General features: G+C 72.7%; 20 protein-coding genes. 12 read left to right on the forward strand and 8 right to left on the reverse strand.

Features of this window, described 5'->3' with window-relative positions:
* The first annotated feature begins 288 nt into the window (after positions 1–288).
* A complete protein-coding gene (locus G514_RS0103180) occupies positions 289–1,590 on the forward strand; it encodes an HNH endonuclease signature motif containing protein (protein WP_028650583.1) in 1,302 nt (433 codons plus the stop codon).
* Positions 1,591–2,092: 502 nt separating this feature from the next.
* Here G514_RS0103180 and G514_RS0103185 read toward each other — a convergent pair.
* From G514_RS0103185 to G514_RS0103195, 3 genes are all read right to left on the reverse strand, one after another.
* A complete protein-coding gene (locus G514_RS0103185; RefSeq protein ID WP_028650584.1) occupies positions 2,093–2,416 on the reverse strand; it encodes a hypothetical protein in 324 nt (107 codons plus the stop codon).
* Between the two features lie 151 nt (positions 2,417–2,567).
* Positions 2,568–4,037, reverse strand: a complete 1,470-nt coding sequence (glpK, locus tag G514_RS0103190) for a glycerol kinase GlpK (RefSeq protein WP_028650585.1) — start codon at positions 4,035–4,037, stop codon at positions 2,568–2,570.
* Complete coding sequence (locus G514_RS0103195; protein ID WP_028650586.1) at positions 4,034–4,858, reverse strand: DUF1028 domain-containing protein; 825 nt, start codon at positions 4,856–4,858, stop codon at positions 4,034–4,036. The genes glpK and G514_RS0103195 overlap by 4 nt, the downstream gene beginning before the upstream one ends.
* 86 nt (positions 4,859–4,944) lie before the next feature.
* On the opposite strand from G514_RS0103195, the gene G514_RS24575 reads away from it, so the two are divergent.
* The 4 genes from G514_RS24575 to G514_RS0103215 all read left to right on the forward strand — a co-directional run bounded on the left by G514_RS24575 (position 4,945) and on the right by G514_RS0103215 (position 8,839).
* Positions 4,945–6,204, forward strand: a complete 1,260-nt coding sequence (locus tag G514_RS24575; RefSeq protein WP_051246622.1) for an MFS transporter — start codon at positions 4,945–4,947, stop codon at positions 6,202–6,204.
* Positions 6,205–6,227: 23 nt separating this feature from the next.
* The gene (locus G514_RS0103205; RefSeq protein WP_028650587.1) at positions 6,228–7,256 is read left to right on the forward strand and encodes a 6-phosphofructokinase; all 1,029 of its coding nucleotides are present in this window, start codon (positions 6,228–6,230) and stop codon (positions 7,254–7,256) included.
* A 93-nt stretch (positions 7,257–7,349) separates the two neighbouring features.
* Positions 7,350–7,862 (forward strand): SigE family RNA polymerase sigma factor, encoded by a 513-nt coding sequence (locus tag G514_RS0103210; protein WP_028650588.1) that lies wholly within the window; start codon positions 7,350–7,352, stop codon positions 7,860–7,862.
* Positions 7,859–8,839, forward strand: a complete 981-nt coding sequence (locus G514_RS0103215) for a hypothetical protein (RefSeq protein WP_028650589.1) — start codon at positions 7,859–7,861, stop codon at positions 8,837–8,839. Before G514_RS0103210 ends, G514_RS0103215 begins: the two co-directional genes overlap by 4 nt.
* A gap of 3 nt (positions 8,840–8,842) precedes the next feature.
* On the opposite strand, the gene G514_RS0103220 is transcribed toward G514_RS0103215, so the two are convergent.
* Positions 8,843–9,604, reverse strand: a complete 762-nt coding sequence (locus tag G514_RS0103220) for an endonuclease/exonuclease/phosphatase family protein (protein WP_028650590.1) — start codon at positions 9,602–9,604, stop codon at positions 8,843–8,845.
* 55 nt (positions 9,605–9,659) lie between these two features.
* Here G514_RS0103220 and G514_RS0103225 point away from each other — a divergent pair, with 55 nt between their 5' ends.
* The 4 genes from G514_RS0103225 to G514_RS0103240 all read left to right on the forward strand — a co-directional run bounded on the left by G514_RS0103225 (position 9,660) and on the right by G514_RS0103240 (position 14,191).
* The gene (locus G514_RS0103225; protein ID WP_028650591.1) at positions 9,660–10,217 is read left to right on the forward strand and encodes a nucleotidyltransferase family protein; all 558 of its coding nucleotides are present in this window, start codon (positions 9,660–9,662) and stop codon (positions 10,215–10,217) included.
* Between the two features lie 68 nt (positions 10,218–10,285).
* Complete coding sequence (locus G514_RS0103230) at positions 10,286–11,731, forward strand: APC family permease (protein WP_028650592.1); 1,446 nt, start codon at positions 10,286–10,288, stop codon at positions 11,729–11,731.
* Positions 11,732–11,814: 83 nt separating this feature from the next.
* Positions 11,815–13,167: a class II 3-deoxy-7-phosphoheptulonate synthase gene (locus G514_RS0103235; protein ID WP_036563449.1), complete on the forward strand. Its 1,353-nt coding sequence runs from the start codon at positions 11,815–11,817 to the stop codon at positions 13,165–13,167.
* 31 nt (positions 13,168–13,198) lie between these two features.
* Entirely contained in the window at positions 13,199–14,191 is a 993-nt protein-coding gene (locus tag G514_RS0103240) for a threonine aldolase family protein (protein WP_028650594.1), read from the forward strand.
* A gap of 18 nt (positions 14,192–14,209) precedes the next feature.
* Here G514_RS0103240 and G514_RS0103245 read toward each other — a convergent pair whose 3' ends face one another.
* From G514_RS0103245 to pknB, 3 genes are read right to left on the reverse strand one after another with little or no spacing between them, the layout of a single operon-like run.
* The gene (locus G514_RS0103245) at positions 14,210–15,244 is read right to left on the reverse strand and encodes an NADase-type glycan-binding domain-containing protein (RefSeq protein WP_028650595.1); all 1,035 of its coding nucleotides are present in this window, start codon (positions 15,242–15,244) and stop codon (positions 14,210–14,212) included.
* A gap of 60 nt (positions 15,245–15,304) precedes the next feature.
* On the reverse strand, positions 15,305–16,195 hold the full coding sequence (locus G514_RS0103250; protein WP_028650596.1) for a DMT family transporter: 891 nt from the start codon (positions 16,193–16,195) through the stop codon (positions 15,305–15,307).
* Positions 16,192–18,255: a Stk1 family PASTA domain-containing Ser/Thr kinase gene (pknB, locus tag G514_RS24580; RefSeq protein WP_051246747.1), complete on the reverse strand. Its 2,064-nt coding sequence runs from the start codon at positions 18,253–18,255 to the stop codon at positions 16,192–16,194. Before pknB ends, G514_RS0103250 begins: the two co-directional genes overlap by 4 nt.
* A 145-nt stretch (positions 18,256–18,400) precedes the next feature.
* Between pknB and G514_RS0103260 the strand changes: the two genes are divergently transcribed.
* The 3 genes from G514_RS0103260 to G514_RS24590 are packed head-to-tail and all read left to right on the forward strand — an operon-like array spanning position 18,401 to position 19,679.
* Entirely contained in the window at positions 18,401–18,766 is a 366-nt protein-coding gene (locus G514_RS0103260; protein WP_028650597.1) for an Rv2175c family DNA-binding protein, read from the forward strand.
* Positions 18,767–18,775: 9 nt separating this feature from the next.
* Positions 18,776–19,264: a guanyl-specific ribonuclease gene (locus G514_RS24585; RefSeq protein ID WP_245582086.1), complete on the forward strand. Its 489-nt coding sequence runs from the start codon at positions 18,776–18,778 to the stop codon at positions 19,262–19,264.
* A 10-nt stretch (positions 19,265–19,274) separates the two neighbouring features.
* On the forward strand, positions 19,275–19,679 hold the full coding sequence (locus G514_RS24590; protein WP_051246625.1) for a barstar family protein: 405 nt from the start codon (positions 19,275–19,277) through the stop codon (positions 19,677–19,679).
* A gap of 5 nt (positions 19,680–19,684) precedes the next feature.
* On the opposite strand, the gene G514_RS0103275 is transcribed toward G514_RS24590, so the two are convergent.
* Positions 19,685–20,749: a polyprenyl synthetase family protein gene (locus G514_RS0103275; RefSeq protein ID WP_028650598.1), complete on the reverse strand. Its 1,065-nt coding sequence runs from the start codon at positions 20,747–20,749 to the stop codon at positions 19,685–19,687.
* Between the last annotated feature and the right edge of the window lies 1 nt (position 20,750).

The following is a 20,750-nucleotide window of genomic DNA, read 5'->3' on the forward strand; positions in this document are numbered from 1 at the left end:
TGGTTGAGGAGGTCGCGCAGCGACCGTCTCGAAACCTCTGCAAGCGTTGGAACCCGCCGGGCCGTCGCCGATCGAGCTTGTCGAGATCACCGCAGCGTAGGCACCCGCTCGCCCACCGCTGGTTGAGGAGGTCGTGCAGCGACCGTCTCGAAACCACCGAAACCTGGGCACCTGCCCGCCTCCGATCGCACCCACGAGCGAAAGTTGAGAAAGTTCCGCCAGCCCTTGTGGACAAGGCCTGTATGGGGCCCGGGACTGTCGGTGGTCGATGGCAGGGTGGGACCCACGATGACCTCCACGATCAGCCCGCCCCAGCACACCACCGGCGACGACCCCGCCGCCGTGCTGGCCTACGCGCGGGAGCAGAAACAGATCGAGGAGGACGCCGCCCGCGAGGTCATGAAGGCCGCAGCCCAGTGGGCCGCGATGCACTCCGCCCACTCGTTGGTCGGGCCGTTGGACTCCTGGCACGAGACCGCGCTGCCGCTCGGTGGCGAGGGCTGCCCCGAGATCGCGGAGTTCGCGGTCATCGAGTTCGCGACCGCGCTCGGCTGGTCCACCGAACGAGGACGCCGCTACCTCACCCAGACGATCGAAGCCCGCTACCGCCTCGAGCGGTGCTGGAAGCAGCTCGCCGCTGGCCGCCTGCAGGCGTGGAAGCTCGGCACCATCGCCGAGGAGACCATCTGCCTCTCACTCAAGGCGGCCGAGTTCGTCGACCGCCACGTCGCCCCGGTCGCGCACAAGGTCGGCCACGCCCAGCTGCGCCGGCTCATCGCCGAGGCCAAGGCACTCTTCGACCCCGACCAGGTCGAAGCAGACAGGCTCGCGGCCGCCGAGACCCGCCACGTCGACGTCCGGCTCGGCGACGTGACCATCGCCGGCACCGTCCACATCGACGCCGAGCTGGATCTGGCCGACGCGCTCGACCTCGACGCCGCCCTCGCCGCCGGCGCCGAACAACAGAGACTGCTCGGCTCCACCGACTCCCTCGACGTACGCCGCGCGATCGCCCTCGGCGACCTCGCCCGCGGCCAGACCGCACTCGACCTGCCGACCGAGGGGCCGAAGCCGTGGACCAAGCGGCAGGTCGTGCTGCACGTTCACCTCAGCGAAGCCTCACTGCGCGGCGCCGGCGGTCTGGGTCGGGTCGAGGAGGCCCGCGGCCCGATCACCACCGAGCAGATCCGCGAGTGGTGCGGCAACCCCGACACCACCGTCACGGTCCGACCGGTCATCGATCTCGCCGAGCACATCCACGTCGACGCCTACGAGATCCCCGACCGCCTCAAGGCCCAGATCGACCTCCGCGACCACACTTGCGCATTCCCTCGGTGCACCAGACCCGCCCGCCGCTGCGACCACGACCACCGCGTGCCCCATGAGGACGGCGGAGCGACCTGCTCCTGCAACATCGCGCCACTCTGCCGAAGACACCACCGAGCCAAGACCACCGGCGGCTGGACCTACACCAGTCCCGAGCCGGGCACCTACCTGTGGCACAGCCCCTTCGGGTACCTCTACCTCCGCGACCACACCGGCACCACCGACATCACCCCCGACGTCACCCCCGACGACCCCGAACCCTGACCACCACGCCCCACACCCCGCCCGGCGATCGGCCAGCGGGGTCATCGGCCCGCCCAGCAGCGACCGCGCATCGTCGTGCACCATGTCGTCATGGGGGAGAGGTGGGGCTGGTCCGCCGTCAGGCGCGACGGCGAGCGCAGTTGGTTCGGCGGCGGCACCCGGTGGCGAGCTGAGCCTGACCCGTGAGAACGGCGGCCCGTTCCGGACCGAGGGCGGACCGTGCGGCGCCGACCGCGACGTGCTGCGCGAGACCTACGGGCTGCCCGACGAGCTCATCGACGACGTGCTGGCGTGGTGGTCCGACTACGAGCGTCGACCGATGCCAACTCCGGACGACTGGGACTACCAGCGCCGCGAGCGCGAGCACCTGCTGTGGCAACGGCTCCGAGCGGTCGTCCCCGCGGACGTGTTCGTCCGGCCGGCGGACAGGTGCTCGAGCGAGCGTGGGGTCCGGGCTACTACGTCCGGCCCTGGCGGGCAAGGTTGCCCCAGCCGGGCCGGCTCAGCCGGACGTCACCGAGATCGTCGTGCAGGCGAAGCCCGAGGACTCACAGAGGACGTAGTCCCCGGGCGTCGCGACGTCAGGGACGACGGCCGGCACAGGGTTGCGTCGTCGCACCCGGTCCAGCACGAAGGTGCTACGGCCGGAGACCTCCGCCCAGTGCGTGCCGTTGCTGTCGGTGTAGACCGCATAGTTCTCACCACACCTGTTGCCGCGGGCGCCTGCGCTCCTCAGCAACAGCATCGAGTCGTGCGGTGCGAAGTTCGAAAACCCCACCTCGAACGAGTCGCCTGGGTGGAGGGTCGGCGGCGAGACGTCGAGCACCGGAGCGCGAGCCGATGTGGGGGGAGTGGGCGCATCCGGGCACGGAGAGGCATCTTCGCCGCGGCCTCCGTCGCGACAGCCGCCGACCGCGCCAGCGACGAGGAGGGCGGTCACCGCAGCCAGCCGTCGGCCGGCCGTGGTCGGCACGGCCCTACGCCCAGCCCTTCGCGCGCTCGACGGCGTCGAGCCAGCGCTCGTGCGCGGCGTCCGCGGTCGTGCGGTCGGCGGCAGGGGTGAAGGCGCGGTCGAGCTGCCAGGTCTCGCGCAGGTCGTCGGTCGAGGACCAGACGCCGGTGCCGAGCCCGGCGAGGAAGGCGGCGCCGAGGGCGGTCGTCTCGACGAGCTTCGGTCGGCGCACCTCGACGCCGAGCTGGTCGGCCTGGAGCTGGCAGAGGAGGTCGTTGGCAGAGGCGCCGCCGTCGACGCGCAGGGGAGCGCCGTGGTCGGGCATCGTCGCGAGGACGTCGCGGACCTCGAAGGTGATCGCCTCGAGGGTGGCGCGGACGACGTGCGCCCGTGTGGTGCCGCGGGTGATGCCGATGATCATCCCGCGCGCGTTCGGGTCCCAGTGGGGCGCGCCCATGCCGGTCAGGGCGGGCACGAACACGACGCCGTCGGTGGAGTCGACGGTGGCGGCGATGGCCTCGGTCTCGGCGGCCGAGCCGACGATCTGGAGCCCGTCGCGCAGCCACTGCACGGCGGCGCCGGTCACGAAGATCGCGCCCTCGAGCGCGTAGGTGAGCTCGCCGGAGGGCGAGCGCCAGGCGGCGGTCGAGAGCAGGCCGGCGTCGGAGCGCTCGAGCGTGGTGCCGGTGTTGGTGAGGATGAACGAGCCGGTGCCGTAGGTGCACTTGGCGTCACCCGGGTCGAAGCACGTCTGCCCGAAGAGCGCCGACTGCTGATCACCTGCGATGCCGGCGATCGGCAGCGACAGGTCGAGGAACGTCGCGGGGTCGGTGGTCGCGACCTCGCCCCAGTTGGGCACCAGCTCCGGCAGCGCGTCGCGGGGCACGCCGAACAGCTCGCACAGCTCGTCGGACCAGTCGCCGGTGGTGAGGTCGAAGAGCAGCGTGCGGCAGGCGTTGGAGACGTCGGTGACGTGGTAGGTGCCGCGGGTCATCCGCGCGATCAGGTAGGAGTCGACCGTGCCGACGGCGTAGCGGCCCGACTCGACCAGCGCCCACGTGTGCGGCTCCTGCTCGGCGAGCCACATCAGCTTGGTGCCCGAGAAGTAGGGGTCGAGCCGCAGCCCGGTCAGCTCGGCGACCCGCTCCTCGTGGCCGGCCTCCTTGAGGCGCGTGCAGATGTCGGCCGTACGCCGGTCCTGCCACACGATCGCGCGCCGGGGCGAGCCGAGCGTCTCGCGGTCCCAGAGCAGGATCGTCTCGCGCTGGTTGGTGATGCCGACCGCCCGGAGCTCGGAGGCGTCGACCTGGTCGACCGCCGAGCGGACCGCCGCGAGGGTGGCCTGCCAGATCTCCTCCGGCGAGTGCTCGACCCAGCCGGGCTTCGGGAAGTGCTGGGCGAACTCCTCGTAGCCCTTGGCGGCGATCCCGCCCTCCGGGGTGACCACGACCGCGGTGACGCCTGTGGTGCCGGCGTCGATGGCGAGGACGGTCACGGTGCGTCCGCGCCCCGCACGATGTCGAGGATCTTCTGGTCGATCCACGACAGGTCCGGCGCGACCCGCATCTCGTAGTTCTCGGTGCCGACCCAGGCCTGGAAGTCCCGCGCGCCCTGCGCCTGCGCGAACGCCTCCAGCTCCGCCTCGAGCTCCTGGGTCACCGGGACCTTCTCCTCCTCGGCCGACGCCTGGAGGTAGAGCTCGCTGAGGTCGAGCAGCCGGGCCAGCTCGGGGATCGGCGCCTCGTGGTCGTCGACGCGCAGGTCGACGGCGATGTCGTCGAGGCCGCCGTAGCCCGCGCCGTCCCTGACCACCAGCAGCGCCGCCGACTGCCGGCCGCGCGAGTCGCCGCCGGCCAGGTCGCCGGCAGTCAGCGCCTCCAGCAGGCGCCGGGCGAGCGTCGCCTCGGGGTCCGAGGTCTCCCACGCGGTCTGCATGGCGTCGACGACGTCCTCGCCGGTGAGGATGTTGCCCTGGATCGCGCAGCCGTCGCCGGTGATGCTCCCCGCCCAGTCGAGGCAGGCCTGGCCGGTGTGGGAGGCCGAGCCGCCGTCGCTGTCGACGATGCCGACCTGGCGGTGGTCGCGCCCCTCGTCGTCCTCGAGCAGGCGCTGGAGGGCCACCGACGCCGTGGCGCCGTCGTCCATGTGGGCGAGCGCCTGGCCCTTGTAGGCGACGTTGGCGTCGGCCTGCGTCGCGATCGCGCCGACACCCGCGACGGCGGCCGGTACGGCGGAGCCCACGGCGAGGAACTTCGAGGCCACCGCCACCCCCCACGACTCTCCGTCTGCGGACCGGGCCACGATCGAGAACGTCATGGCCCGCACCCTAGCGAGCGCAGACCGGGCGGCCGCGTCCGATACTCGCTTGCCTTCAACAGCGCTCGAGGTCGGACAATCGACGGGTGCTGCACCGCCTCGGGTTCCCGTCGGTCGGCCGTCACCGACGGTTCGTGACCGCGATCGCGATCGACGCGGTCGGCAGCGGCGTGTTCATGCCGATCTCCATGCTCTACTTCCTCGTCGCGACCGACCTCTCGCTCGTCCAGGTCGGCGCCGCGATCTCCCTGGCGAGCCTGATCGCGCTCCCGGCGGGGCCGCTCATCGGGTCGGTCGTCGACCGGATCGGGGCCAAGCAGGTGCTGCTCGCCGGCAACCTGCTCCAGGGCGCGGGGTTCGTCGCCTACCTCGTCAGCGACTCCTTCGTCGCGGTCACGGTCTGGACGGTCGTCGTGACCATCGGCCGGACCGCGTTCTGGGGCTCCTACGGCAACATCGTCGTCGCCATCTCGGTGCCGGGGGAGCGGGAGAAGTGGTTCGGCTTCCTCGGGGCGCTCCGCAACGTGGGGTTCGCGCTCGGCGGGCTGGCCTCGGGCGTCGCGATCACGATCGGCACCCAGACGGCGTACGCCGCGGTCGTCGTCGTCAACGCGGCGTCGTACGCCGTGGCGTTCCTGCTGCTCCTCGCGGTCCCGGCCACCGAGCGCTCCGGGCACGACACCCCGGCGGGCTCGTGGGGCACGGTGCTGCGCGACCGCCCCTACCGGGTGCTGTGGCTGGCCCAGCTGGCCTTCTCGCTGTCGATGATGGTGCTCAACTTCGCGCTCCCGGTCTACGCGACGACGGTGCTCGGCCTGCCCGGCTGGGTGACTGGCGCCGTGTTCACGATCAACACGATCATGGTGGGGTTCGGCCAGGGACTGGCCGTGCGGGCGATGACCGGCCGCGTGCGGTGGCGGATCCTGGTGCTGACCAACGTCTTCTTCGCGGTCTCCTACGTCGTGCTGCTCGGCGCGAGCCTGGTCGGCATCGCCGTCGGGGTCGTCGTCGTGCTGGTCGGCTCGGTGATCTACACGCTCGGCGAGCTGACCGGCGGCCCGGTCACCTCCGCGCTGGAGGCGGAGGCCGCCCCGGAGCACCTGCGCGGCCGCTACCTCTCGATGATCCAGCTGGCGTGGAACGCCTCGAGCACGGTCGCCCCAGTGGCCTTCGCCTGGCTGCTCGACGTCGGCGCGACGCCGCTGTGGTTCGTGCTCCTCGGCCTGGCGCTCGTCGGTGCCGGCCTGTCGGTGCTGGTCGGGCGGGTGCTCCCGCTCGCGGACCAGCCGGTCACCAACGCGGCTACCGAAGAGGCAGGGGAGGCACTAGGGTCGTCCGCGACTTGAACGATCCAATTCCAGGAGCACACATGCGCGTCGGAGTCCTGACCGGTGGCGGCGACTGCCCCGGTCTCAACGCCGTCATCCGGGCCGTCGTACGGCGGGGAGTGCGTGACCACTCCTTCGACTTCGTCGGCTTCCGCGACGGCTGGCGGGGTCCCCTCGAGGGCCTGACGATGGAGCTCGGCATCGCCCAGTGCCGCGGGATCCTGCCGCGCGGCGGCACGATCCTCGGCTCGTCGCGGACCAACCCGTTCAAGATCGACGGCGGGGTCGAGCAGATCAAGGACAACCTCGCCGCCAACGGCGTCGACGCCCTGGTCGCGATCGGCGGCGAGGACACCCTTGGCGTCGCCACCAAGCTCGCCGAGCTCGGCGTCGACGTGGTCGGCGTCCCCAAGACCATAGACAACGACCTCTCCGGCACCGACTTCACCTTCGGCTTCGACACCGCGGTCAACATCGCCACCGAGGCGATCGACCGCCTCCACACGACCGCCGAGTCCCACCACCGGGTCCTGGTCGTCGAGGTCATGGGCCGGCACGCCGGCTGGATCGCGTTGCACGCCGGCATCGCGGGGGGCGCCACCGAGGTGCTGATCCCCGAGCAGCCGTTCGACATCGAGGCGATCTGCGAACGCGTCGAGACCCGCTTCGAGACCCACTACGCGCCCATCATCGTGGTCTCCGAGGGCGCGATGCCCGCCGAGGGCGGCGGCATGACGCTCGTCTCGGGGGAGAAGGACGCCTTCGGCCACGTCCGGCTGGGCGGCATCGGCGACCGCCTCGCCCACGAGATCGAGACCCGCACCGGCAAGGAGGCCAGGGCCGTGGTGCTCGGCCACATCCAGCGCGGCGGCACGCCGTCGGCGTTCGACCGCTGGCTCGCGACCCGGTTCGGCCTGCACGCCATCGACGCGGTCGCCGACCAGGACTTCGGGACGATGGTGGCCCTCCGCGGCACCGACATCGTCCGCGTCCCGCTGAGCGAGGGCACCGCCGAGCTCAAGCTGGTCAGCCCCGAGGAGTACGCCGAGGCCGCCGTCTTCTTCGGTTAGGAAGGCGCTGTTCGAGGCGTCCGGCGCCGCCCCGCACCGATCAGTGCTTCCCAGCACTCAACCTTCCTCTCGGTCTCGGCGTAGGGACAGGTGATGACCGACAGCACTGACGGGTTCGACGAGTTCGCGACCGCGGCGTGGCCGCGGCTGCGGCGCTCGGCGTACCTCCTCACCGGAGACCACCACCTCGCCGAGGACCTGGCGCAGACCGCGCTGGTGCGCACCTACGCGCACTGGCGACGGGTGCGCCGCTCCGACGCGCTCGCCTACACCCGGCGGGTCATGGTGAACCTCAACATCGACCGGATCCGGCGCAGGCACGGGACGGTCGACGTGGGGGACGCGCTCCTCGAGACGGTGCCGTCGCGGCCCGACGGCCGGGTCGACGAGCGTGACGAGATCGTGCGGCTGCTGCAGTCGCTGACCCACAGGGAGCGCCGGGTCGTCGTGCTGCGGCACTACTTCGACCTCTCCGAGGCCGAGGTCGCCGACGAGCTGGGCGTCGCGCGCGGCACCGTGAAGAGCACCCTCTCGCGCGCGCTCGCCAAGCTGCGCATCGCCGCGGGGAGCGGCGACCGGACCTACGAGGAAGTGGTGGGACAGTGAACGACGTACGCACGATCGAGCAGCTCGAGCAGACCCTCAGGACCGCCGAGCCGGAGCCGCTCCGGCCCGCACGGCTCGCCGAGATCCGCAGCCGCGGCCGCCGACGCCGGCAGGGCCGGCTGGCCGTGGTCGCCGCGGGCGCCGCCGCCGCGGTCGTCGCCGCGTCGGTGGGCGTCTCCGCCCTCGTCGGCGCCGGCGGCGAGCGTGCCGACGACGCTCCGATCGCGCAGCAGGCGCAGCCCAAGGAGATGTCGGCGCTTGCGCGGCGCGCGCTCGCCGAGGTCCCGGGGGCCGTGCAGGTCTCGAGCTGGCAGGTGGTGATCCCGCTGCCGGCAGGTGCGGGCGCCGACGAGCTCGGTGTCGACGGCGTCCCGAGGCACGACGTGGAAGCGGGCCCGATCGACATCGGCACCCGGTGGTACACCGGTGTCACGACCTTCGGGCGGCAGGGCTTCCCGGCGTGGCTCTACGACGGCGTCGCCGACTACGAGCAGCACGTGCTTGGCGACGAGGACGGCTACCCGGTCGGGTCCACCGACATCGGGGTCATCGTCGACGGCGGCCCGCTCCGGCTGGCCTGCACCAGCACCGGCGACCACCCGTGCGCGCCCTCGATGCTGAGCGGGGAGGACGGCGACCTGGTCCACCAGTGGGGCATGGGCACCGATGACTTCCTGCTGCCCGGCTCGGACCTGGAGCTCTTCCACACCCCGACGTACACGACCGGCTCGCCGCGCACGGTGTGGATCGGCGGCGCCGACGGCGCCGACGTCGCCTCCGTCGACCTCGTGACCACCGACGGCGAGACCGTCAGGGCCACGGTGGCGGCGGGGACGCTGGTGCCGGGCGAGACGATGTTCTGGGGCACAGTCGAGGGAGAGCTGGCCAAGGCGGTCACCCGTGACGCGGAGGGCCACGTCATCGAGGAGCACGACGTCAAGCCCTGCTCCGACCCCGTCGAGTGCGAGGTCCGCTGAGGGTCAGCGCTCCAGGTCGGCCACCAGCGCGCGGTGGTCGGAGAGCGGGAGGTGCGGCGCGCTCGTCGCGGTGGCGGTGAGGCCGCCGTCGAGCAGGATGTGGTCGAGCTGCTCGCGCGGGGCGTCGCTCGGGAAGGTCGGCCAGGTGCCGGCCGGGGTCATGCCGGTGAGGCCCGTCGCGCGCCGCTGGCCCATGTTGAGGTCGCCGGTGAGGACCAGCGGCCGCTCCGCGACCTCCAGCGACCTGACGAGGTAGCGCAGCTGACGGCCGTTCCACCACGGGACGAACGACAGGTGCGTGGTCACCACCGTGACCGGACCGCCGGGGAGCTCGACCTGGGCCGCCAGGGCCACCCGGGCCTCGTCGCGGACCAGGGTCGGCAGCCGGTCGCCGTGGAACCAGAACGGCGTCGGCGCCTTGAGCACGGGCAGCCTGACCACGTGCCACGCCGTGACCGGGTGCCGGCTCAGCAGCGCGACGCCGTACGTCGCCGCGTCGGGCTGCTCCTCGCCCGTGGCGGCGACCCAGGTGGCGCCGGGGGAGCCGGTCATCGCGGCCGCGAACCGGTGCTCGCTCGCGCCCATCGCCTCCGCGGCGACCGCGGTGAGGTCGGCCAGGTGCGACCGGGGCTGGTTGCGGTCCACCTCCTGGAGGGCGAGCACGTCGGCCTCGAGGCTCGCGATCGCCGAGCCGAAGGTGCCGACGTCCACGACGTCGTCGGCCGGGTTCCGGCCGTGGAGGATGTTGAACGTCGCCACGCGCATCGCGGCCCCGGTACCCCACCAGTGGCCCGCGTCGTGTTCGGGGTACCACGCGACCGTGACGGACGAGCAGGACCGCATGCGGGAGGCCCTCAAGCTCGTGGCCGTGGCGTTCAAGGACGGCGGGATCCCGTTCGCGCTCGCCGGTGGCTACGCGCTCTGGGCGCGGGGCGCGCCCGAGCCGCACCACGACGTCGACTTCGCGGTGGCGGAGGCCGACCGGGAGCGGACGGCGGAGCTGCTGTCCGAGCGTGGGCTCGACGTCGCGGACCCGCCCGAGGACTGGCTGTTCAAGATCTTCGTCGACGGCGCGATGGTCGACGTGCTGTTCCGCCTCAACAACAGGCCCGTCACCCGCGAGGAGCTCACCGGCGCCGGCGAGCTCGAGGTCGAGTCGGTGCAGATGCCGGTGCTCGGCGCCACCGCGCTCATCGGCGCGAAGCTCGCGGCGCTGGACGAGCGCTCCTGCGACCTCGGCCGCATCCTGCCCGCCGCCAGGGCGGTCCGCGAGCAGGTCGACTGGGAGCAGGTGGCGGCCGACGTCGCCGGCAACGACTTCGCCGAGGTGGCCCTGATCCTGCTCGAGCGGCTGGGCGTCGTGCCCCGCCTCTCTTGACGATTGCGCGCCCACCCCTTCGGGTAGGGGATAGAGCAGTTCTTCTCGCCCGGACCCGGAGGACCGAGATGACCACCACCACCAGCGAGCCCGTCGACGTCAACGGCCCGCAGCCCGACCTCAAGCGGGTGATGGGTCCCAAGCTCCTCCTGCTGTTCATCGTCGGCGACATCCTCGGAGCCGGCGTCTACGCCGTGACCGGCCAGCTGGTCGGGATCGTCGGCGGCATGGCGTGGCTGCCGTTCCTCGTGGCCTTCGTGGTGGCCTCGCTGACCGCGCTGTCCTACCTCGAGCTGGTCACGAAGTACCCCCAGGCCGCCGGTGCGGCGCTCTACACGCACAAGGCCTTCGGCATCCACTTCGTGACGTTCCTCGTCGCGTTCGGCGTGATCTGCTCGGGCATCGCCAGCGCCTCGACGTCGTCCAAGGTGCTGGCCCAGAACCTCGCCGGCGGCCTCGAGGTCAACGGCTGGATCGACGACGCGCCCGGCACCACGACGATCACGCTCATCGCGCTCGGCTTCATGGTGCTGCTCGCCCTGATCAACCTGCGCGGCGTGGGCGAGTCGGTGAAGTTCAACGTCGTGCTGACCCTGGTCGAGGTCACCGCCCTGACGATCGTGATCGGGGTCGGCTTCTACGCCATGACGCAGGGTGAGTCCGACTTCGGCCGGGTCACGACCTTCGACGACTCCGGCGACAAGGGTCTGTTCCTCGCCGTCACCGCGGCGACGTCCATCGCCTTCTTCGCGATGGTCGGCTTCGAGGACTCGGTCAACATGGTCGAGGAGACCAAGGACCCCGAGCGGATCTTCCCGCGGATCATGCTCACCGGCCTGGGCATCGCGGTGCTGATCTACATGCTCGTCGCCGTCTCGGTCGTGGCGGTGCTGTCCAACGACCAGATCGCCGACGCGCCCGAGGGCGGCGCGCTGCTCGAGGTGGTCAAGGTCGGCGCGCCCGACTTCCCGATCGACAAGGTGTTCCCGTTCCTCGCGGTCTTCGCCGTCGCCAACACCGCGCTGATCAACATGCTCATGGCGAGCCGCCTGATCTACGGGCTGGCCAACCAGGACGTGCTGCCGCGCACCCTCGGCAAGGTCTCGCCCCACCGCCGCGCGCCGTACGCCGGCATCATCTTCTCGACCGTGCTGGCCCTCGCGCTGATCGTCTACGTCACCTCGCGCGGCGAGAGCGAGGTCGTGCTCAACCTCTCGAGCGTCACCTCGCTGCTCCTGCTCTGCGTCTTCGCCGTCGTCAACCTCGCGTGCCTGATCCTGCGGCGCGACCGCTCCACGGAGAGCAGGTTCCGCTCGCCGGGCATCACGCCGGCGGTGGCGGCGGTGCTCTGCCTCTTCCTCGTCGGGCCGTGGGCCGACCGTGACGCGCTGGTCTACCAGATCGCCGGCGTCCTGATGCTCATCGGCGTCGGCCTCTGGGTGATCACCTGGGCCACCAACCGGGGCGTGCGCGCCAAGAGGACCGGGTTCCGCGACATCGACCACCTCGAGTAGCCCGGTCGCGAGCCGCCCCGGGCGGGCCTCCGCAGCGTGAGAACGATGCGGGGCGCGGGGCCCCGCGCCCGTACGCTTGGTGGGTGAGCAGCACCATCCCCGACGCCGTACCTTCCCTGGCGGACCTGCGCGCCCTCGGTCCGGCCCAGCAGCCGGCGTACGCCGACCGCGCGGCGGTCGACGCCGCCGTCGCCCGGCTCCGCACGATGCCGCCGCTCGTCTTCGCCGGCGAGTGCGACGAGCTGAAGGACAAGATCGCGGCGGTGTCGCGGGGCGAGGCGTTCATGCTCATGGGCGGCGACTGCGCCGAGACGTTCGCGGGCGTCACCGCCGACAACGTGCGCAACAAGCTGCGCGTGCTCCTCCAGATGGCCGTCGTCCTCACCTACGCCGCGTCGGTGCCGGTCGTGAAGGTCGGCCGGCTCGCCGGCCAGTACGCCAAGCCGCGCTCCTCCGACTTCGAGACCCGCGAGGGCGTGACCCTCCCGGCCTACCGTGGCGACGCCGTCAACGGCTACGACTTCACCGCCGACGCGCGGGTGCCCGACCCTCAGCGTCTCGTCGACGTCTACAACTCCTCGGCCGCGACGCTCAACCTCGTCCGCGCGTTCGTCACCGGCGGCTACGCCGACCTGCGCCAGGTGCACACCTGGAACACCGACTTCGTCCGGGAGTCGCCGATCGGGCAGCGCTACGAGCGGGTCGCGGCGGAGATCGAGCGGGCGCTCACCTTCATGCAGGCGATCGGCGCCGACCCCGACGAGTTCCACCGGGTCGACTTCCACACCTGCCACGAGGGGCTGGTGCTCGACTACGAGCACGCCCTGACCCGCATCGACTCGCGCACCCAGACGCCGTACGACGTGTCCGCGCACTTCGTGTGGATCGGCGAGCGCACCCGCCAGCTCGACGGCGCCCACGTGGAGCTGTTCCGCCACATCCGCAACCCGATCGGGGTCAAGCTCGGGCCGGGCACCAGCGCCGACGACGCGCTGGCCCTCGCGGCCAAGCTCAACCCCGACAACGAGCCGGGGCGGCTGACGTTCATCACCCGCTTCGGCGCGGGGAAGATCCGCGACGGCCTGCCCGACCTGGTCGAGAAGATCACCGCCTCCGGGATCGAGGTCGCGTGGGTGTGCGACCCGATGCACGGCAACACCTTCGAGGCGTCCTCGGGCTACAAGACCCGCCGCTTCGACGACGTCATCGACGAGGTGCAGGGCTTCTTCGACGTGCACCGCTCGCTCGGCACTTGGCCCGGCGGCGTCCACGTCGAGCTGACCGGCGACGACGTCACCGAGTGCGTGGGTGGCGGCGAGGAGCTCGCCGAGATCGACCTGGGCTCGCGCTACGAGTCCGTCTGCGACCCGCGGCTCAACCGGGTGCAGTCGCTCGAGCTGGCCTTCCTCGTCGCGGAGATGCTGCGGACCGCCTGAGCCGATTCGCCTGAACCGTAGGTTGTACCGGGTGATCGACCTCCGCTCCGACACCCTCACCCGCCCGACCGAGGCCATGCGCGCCGCGATGGCGCAGGCCGAGGTGGGCGACGACGTCTACGGCGAGGACCCGACCGTGATCGCGCTCGAGGAGCGGGTCGCGGACCTGTTCGGGCACGAGGCGGCGCTCTTCACGCCGACCGGGTCGATGGCCAACGTGCTGGCGGTCGGCTCCCTGGTCGCGCCCGGTCAGGAGGTGCTCTGCGAGGCCTCCGCGCACATCGCGCGCGCCGAGCTCGGCGCCCACGGCGCGATCGGCGGCATCACGATGCGCACCTGGACGCACCCGCGCGGCCGCCCGGACCTGGCGGCCGTCCGCGCGATGTTCGCGCCCGAGATGGGCCCGTTCTTCGTCCGGACCGCCGCGATCTCGGTCGAGAACACCCACAACTTCGCCGGCGGCGCGGTGCTGCCCCTCGACGAGCTCCAGGAGCTGAGGTCGTGGGCCACCGGGGTCGGCGCCGGCGTGCACCTCGACGGCGCGCGGATCTGGAACGCGCACGTGGCCACCGGCGTCGCGCTCGCGGAGTACGGCGCCGTCGCGTCGGTCCTGTCGGTCTGCCTGTCCAAGGGGCTGGGCGCACCCGTCGGCTCGCTGATGGTCGGGTCGCGGGACGCGGTCGACGAGGCGCGGGTGCGGCGCAAGCGGATGGGCGGCGGCATGCGCCAGGTCGGCATCCTCGCGGCCGCCGGCCTCCACGCGCTCGAGCACCACGTCGAGCGGCTGGCGGAGGACCACGCGCACGCCGGCCTCCTGGCCGAGGCGTGCGGCCTCGACCAGGAGGCCGTCGACACCAACATCGTCGTCGTCGAGCGCAGCGACGCGGCGGCGTTCGTCGCGGCGGCCGCCGAGCAGGGCGTGCGCGTCGCCACCGTCGGGCCGACCGCCGTACGGATGGTCACGCACCTCGACGTCTCGCGCGCGGACGCCGAGCGGGCGGCGTCGGTCCTGGCCTCCCTCTGAGCGCCTGGCCGGTCACACCTAGCTGGTGGGATCGCCCACCATCGAGACCTCGCTGATCGCGGTGAAGTCGCGGGAGGCCTTGCCCTTGCCGGGGGCGGACACCTTCGTGATGCGGAGCACGACGCGGGTCGTGAGGACGTCGGGGACCTCGACCTGCTGGAGGTCGCGGGTCTCGGAGAGCTGCTGGGTGACCTTGCTGCCGTCGTCGAAGATCCAGGTGACGGCCTTGATCCGGCGGTTGCCGAGGTACCAGTCGAAGGTGCGGTTCCGGGCGTCGGTCGAGGTCTTCGCGTAGCCGTTGACCAGCCCGACGCTGTGCAGCTCGGTGGGCTCCCGCAGCGTGAAGGTCAGCTTGAGGCCCGTCGCGTCGCCGGGCGTGCGCCAGGCCGTCGTCGGGACGCCGTCGAGCATGTTGCTGGCGTCGTAGGACACCTGGTCGCCGTTGACGTCCTCGTTGGGCGGCGCCGTCCGGGGCGCCTTGGCCGTCGCCCGGCCGGCGACGTCGACGCCGTCCGGCGCCGCGGAACCCGACTGGGAAGGGCCGCCGTCGTCGGAGGCGGCCGGGTCGCTGCCGTCGTCGCGCACCAGGAACCACCAGCCCGCCGCGACCAGCGCCAGCACGAGGGCCGCGGCGAGGATCCAGAGCACCGGGCTGCGGCGCTCCTCGTCGTAGTAGTACTGGTAGGGCTCGAAGGCCGGCTCGGCCCGCTGGGCGGGCTCGGCGTGCGGCGCCGGCTCCGGGTCGGCGGTGACGACGGGCGCCGGGGCCGGCTCGGGAGCCCTGGTCGAGAGGGGGCCGTACGGCGAGTACTCCTCGACCTCGTCGGCGAACAGCGGGTAGCGGGGCGGCGGGGGCGGCGCCACCGCGGCGGGCGGGGTGCGCGGGTCGGCAGCGACCTGCGAGAGGCGGCGCTCGGCGGTGTCGGTCCGCCAGTCGTCGGCCGCGGTGGGCGGCTGCGGGGTCGAGGAGTCGACGGGCGCGCCGCAGTTGGTGCAGAACCGGCCCACGCCGAGCTGGTGCCCGCAGGACGCACAGCTGCTGATGTCGATCACCTCCGTCTTCGTGCGGATCGTAGTCGCGCAGGGGTGTCGTCGCAGGTCAGGGGCCCGGTGTCAGACAGCGAGGTGCTGGACCTCGCCCTCGACCTTGCGCCGCGGCGCGAGCTCGACCACGAGCATGGCCGCCAGCACCATGGCGCCGCCGAGCAGCATCCGCGACGTCAGGCCCTCGCCGCCGAGCAGCACCGCGAAGAACGCCGCGAAGACCGGCTCCATGCTCATGATGATCGCGGTGCGGGTGGGGGAGAGCTGCGACTGCGCCCAGGTCTGCGCGATCAGCGCCAGGGCGCCGGCGACCATCGCCATGTAGACGACCGAGGCCCAGTCGCGGCCGGTGTCGGGGAGGACGACGCCGTCGGGGGCCGTCGCCACGAGGCAGATGACCGCGATGACGAGCAGCTGCACCACCGACATGCCCAGGGCGTCGCGGGCGGTCGACCAGGCGCCGAGCGCGATGATGTGCAGGGCGTAGAGCACGGCGGCGACGAAGGTGAGCGCCTCGCCGTACCCGATCGAGAAACCCTGCAGGGTCAGGACGCCGAGACCTGCGGTGGCCAGCGCGACCGCGGCCCAGGTGAGCGGGCCGATGCGGGTCCTCAGCAGGACGGCGGCCAGCAGCGGGGTGCAGACGACGTACATCCCGGTGATGAAGCCGGAGACGCTGGCCGCGGTGTGCGCCAGGCCGGCGGTCTGGAGGATCTGGGCGACACCGTAGATCCCGCCGACGACGACCGCCCGCCGCAGCACCTCCCGCGACATCGCCAGCACCGCCCGGTGGGCGACCGCGGACATCACCACACCGGCGATGGCGAAGCGCACCGCCAGGAAGTCGAGCGTCGGCACCCGGTCGAGCAGGTCCTTGATGAGGAAGAACGTGCTGCCCCAGCTCGCGGTGGTGAGGAGGAGCGCGCCGGTCGCCAGCAACGAGCCGCGTCGGGTGCTCACACGAGGTAGATCGTGACCGTCGAGCCCTTGGGCAGCTCCGTGCCGGCCTCGGGGTCCATCGAGAACACGTAGCCGAGCCCGATGTAGCCCGGCGCCTGCAGGACGGCGACCACGAACCCGGCCTCCTGGAGAGTCGCGGTGGCGTCGTCGACGCCGGACGCGACGACGTTGGGGACCTCGACCAGCTGGGGGCCGAGCGAGACCAGCAGGGTGACGGTGTCGCCCTTGAAGAGCGTGCCCTCCTTGGGGTCCTGGGAGACGACGAGCCCCTCGGCGACGGTGTCGGAGTACTGGTGGGAGACGTCGACGTCGAGCCCGCGCTTCCTCAGCGCCCGCTCGGCGTCGTCGGCGCTCTTGCCCGCCCAGCTGCCGACGGGGATCGGCCGGCGTCCCTTGGACACGACGAGGTCGACGACGGTGTCGAAGCGCTGGGTGGTGCCGCCCTTGGGGTCGCTGGCGACCACGATGCCCTCGGGCACGGTCTCGGAGAACTTCTTGGTGGTCTTGCCGAAGACCATGTGGGCGCTGATGATCCGGTCCTGCGCCTCGTCCTCCGTGATGCCCGTCAGCTTGGGGAGCTGGGCGACCGCCCGGCCGAGCGAGACCGTGATCGTCACGTCGGTGCCCTTGAGCACGCGCTTGCCCGCCGTGGGGTCGGTGCTGACGACGAGGCCCTTCTCGACGGTGTTGGAGTACGTCGGCTCGCCGGTGCGGACGTCGAGGCCGGCGTCCTCGAGCCGCTGCTGGGCCTGCTCGGGCGTGAGCTGCAGCACCGCTGGCGTGGTGGTGTAGCGGGCCCAGCCGAAGTACCACGCCCCGGTGCCGACCGCGGCGGCGACGAGGAGCGCGAGGACCAGGAGGATCGGGCCGCGACGGCGGCGGGGCCGCTTGGTCGGCCGGGACGGCGGCGCGGGAGGCGGCACCGGGCGGGGGCGGTCGGTGACCGTGGTCGGCACCCGCGGGCGGTCCATCGTCGTGGTCGCCTCGGGCGGGGGCGCCAGCAGCGCGGCCATCTCCGCGTGGTCCCACGGCTCGGGGGTGGTGTCGCCCCTCGCCGGCACCGGTCGGCGCAGCACCTCCGCGGTGTCGGACGCCCGGCGGGGGAGCAGGTCGTCGACGAGCTCGGGGTCGCTGCGCACGCCGGAGGTGAGGGCCTGGTTGACCCGGCGCAGGTGGTGGAGCAGCACCCCGGCGTCGGCCGGCCGCTGCTCCCGGTCGCGCGCCGTGGCCCGCGCGACGAGAGCGTCGACGTAGTCGGGGATGCCCGGCACCCGTCGGGAGGGCGGCGGGACGTCCTCGTGGACGTGCTTGTAGGCCACCTGGATCGGCGTCTCGCCCTCGTGGGGCTTCTTGCCGGTGAGGAGCTCGTAGAGGATCACGCCCACGGCGTACACGTCGGCGCGGGCGTCGGACCGGCCCTCGACGACCAGCTCGGGTGCGACGTAGGAGACGGTGCCGATCAGGACGCCGGTCGCGGTGTGCTGGGTGGTGGCGCTCATCGCCTTGGCCAGCCCGAAGTCGGCGACCTTGATGCGGCCGTCGTCGGCGATCAGGACGTTCTCGGGCTTGACGTCGCGGTGGATGAGGCCGGCGCGGTGCGCGGAGGCGAGCGCGGAGACCACCGGCTCCATCAGCGCCAGGGTGCGCGCCGCCGAGAGCGGCGCCTCCTTGCCGATCGTGTCGCGGAGCGTGTGGCCGGGGATCAGCTCCATGGCCAGGAAGACCGTGCCGTCGTCGTTGCCCTGGTCGAAGACCGCGACGACGTTGGGGTGCGAGAGCTTCGCAGCGGCGCGGGCCTCGGCCACGAACCGCGCGGCGAACTCGTCGTCGTCGCCGAGCCCCGGGTGCATCACCTTGACGGCGACGGTGCGGTCGAGGCGCAGGTCGGTGGCCTCGTAGACGGTGGCCATCCCGCCGCGGGCGACCCGCGAGCCGATCAGGTAGCGGTTGTCGAGGACCCGGCCGGTGAGGTGGTCGGACGCGGGGTCCTGGGAGCTGCCGCGGGCAGGGTCGACCGGCGGGCCCTCGGCGCCCTGAGGGGCATGCCGGTCCGACGCCACGGCGACCTCCTGCACCCGGACGGGGAAGGATCCGGATGCTCCATCGTACGGACCGGGGGTCGATAACGGCACTTCCCGCGCTCCGGGCGCGCCGTGGCTCCCGCCCGCGAGTGCGCCGTTCGGGCCCGGGTGCCAGCATGGGTGCATGACGCTCGCCGAGGCCGATCTGTCCACCCTGGTCGACGAGTGGCTCGACTGGGACCAGGCCGCCGAGCGGCTCGGGGTCACGCCGGCGAAGGTCCGCACGATGATCCGCGACCACGAGCTGGCCGCCGCGGTGCCCGCGCCCGGCGCCGGGCCGCAGGTGCCGGCGGACCTCATCGGCGACGACGGGCTGCCGGTCAAGGGGCTGGGCGGGCTGCTCACGCTGCTGCACGACGGGCGCTACGACGACCGCGAGATCATCGCCTGGCTGTTCACCGACGCCGACCTCCCGGGCCGCCCGATCGACGCGCTGCGCGAGAACCGCGGCGCCGAGGTCAAGCGCCGCGCTCAGGCGATGGCGCTGTAGGAGCGCTCGGTGAAGTGGGACCGCACCACCGTCAAGGCGGTGGTGATCGCGTTCGTCACGATCATCGCGACGTCGTTCTTCATCAAGTGGACCTTCGACCACGACGGCGAGACCATCACGATCTTCGGGGACGACCCGACGGCGAGCGCGCGCCCCGACGCGGGCTCGTCGCCGACCGTCGAGAGCGGCGACCTCGACCCGGAGAGCGGGCTGCCGTGGGTGCTCGAGGAGGAGCTGCCGGTCGAGGGACAGGGGACGCTGGCGCTCATCGACCAGGGCGGGCCGTTCCCGTTCCCGGGCAAGGACGGCTCGACGTTCGGCAACTTCGAGGGGCTGCTGCCCGACCACCCGCGCGGCTACTACGCGGAGTACACCGTGCCGACGCCCGGCTCCGCCGACCGCGGCGCGCGCCGGATCATCGCCGGCGACGGCGGGGAGTTCTTCTGGACCCAGGACCACTACGAGTCGTTCGAGCGGATCGCGCGGAGGCAGGCATGAGGGCGCACGGATGAGCGGGCTCGCGGGCGTCCTCGCGGGTCACCACGAGCCCGGCGTCTACCGCTGGCACGCGGCGTTCGCCGCCGACGAGGTGGCGCGCGCCGTCGAGCACGCCGGGTGGCGCTTCGCGTACGTCGACGGCTGGCACCACCAGACCCGCCACGAGCTCCTGGCCGCGGTCGGCGAGGCGCTGGGCTTCGCCGACCACTACGGGCAGAACCTCGACGCCCTCAACGACTGCCTGCGCGACCTTCCTGCCGCGACCGTGCTGCTCTGGGACGGCTGGGGGACGCTCGCCCGCTCCGACGAGGCGGCGTTCTCCGCCGTGCGCGCGATCCTCTCCGACCACACCGCCGTGCTGACCACCCTGCTCCGCGGCGACGGCCCCGACGTCGACGTCCCCTCGCTCGACTGACGCGGTCAGACGACGCGCTGGGTGACGGCGGTGGCGAGGCCGCGGAGGACCTCGCGGGCGGCGCCGTCGATCGAGGCGCGGTCGAGGGCGGCGAGGGCGACGTCGGAGAGCTGGTCGATGACGGCCTCGACCTGGGCGTGCGCGCCGGAGGCGTCGATGACTCCGCGCAGGCGCTCGACGTCGTCGGGGGACAGCGCAGTGCCGAGCGCGCGGTCGAGCAGCGCCGCGTCGGCAGCCGGGGCGGAGTCGAGGGCCAGGGCGACCAGCACCGTGCGCTTGCCCTCGATCAGGTCGTCGCCGGCGGGCTTGCCCGTGGTGTCGGGGTCGCCGTAGACGCCGAGGAGGTCGTCGCGCAGCTGGAACGCCTCGCCGAGCGGGAGCCCGAACGCCGTCAGCTCGCCGAGCGTCGAGCCGGGCGCGCCGGCGAGCGCGGCGCCGAGGTGGAGCGGCCGCTCGATGGAGTACTTCGCGGACTTGTAGCGCAGCACGGTCATCGCGGTCTCGACGTCGGCGTGGCCGCGGGCCTGCGCGGACACGTCGAGGAACTGGCCGGCGATCACCTCGGTCCGGCACAGGTCGAACACGTCGAGGGCCGGCGCCACGGCCGAGATGGGCAGCCCGCAGCGGCGCAGGAGCTCGTCGGACCACGACAGCAGCAGGTCGCCGAGGAGGATCGCGCCGGAGGCGCCGTACTGCTCCGGGTCGCCGCGCCAGCCGGCGGCGCGGTGCTCCTGCTCGAAGGTGCGGTGCGTCGACGGCCGGCCTCTGCGGCTGTCGGAGGCGTCCATGTAGTCGTCGTGGACCAGCGCGCTCGCGTGCAGCAGCTCCAGCGCGGCGCAGGCCCGGACCAGGGCCGTCTCGTCGGCCGGCGGGGCGACGGCGAGGTGCCCCCACCAGCAGAACGACGCCCGGAACATCTTGCCGCCTGCGACCGACGTGCGGGCCTCGGCGACCAGCCGCGCGGCGTCGAGACCCAGCGGCAGCAGCCGCTCCGCCTGCTCGTCGAGGAACGCCTCCAGCGCCGACTCCACGCGGGCCCGGAACTCGGCATCGTCCCACGCTGCGCTCACC

It is taken from the genome of Nocardioides halotolerans DSM 19273, from assembly GCF_000422805.1.
Classification (GTDB): Bacteria; Actinomycetota; Actinomycetes; order Propionibacteriales; family Nocardioidaceae; genus Nocardioides; species Nocardioides halotolerans.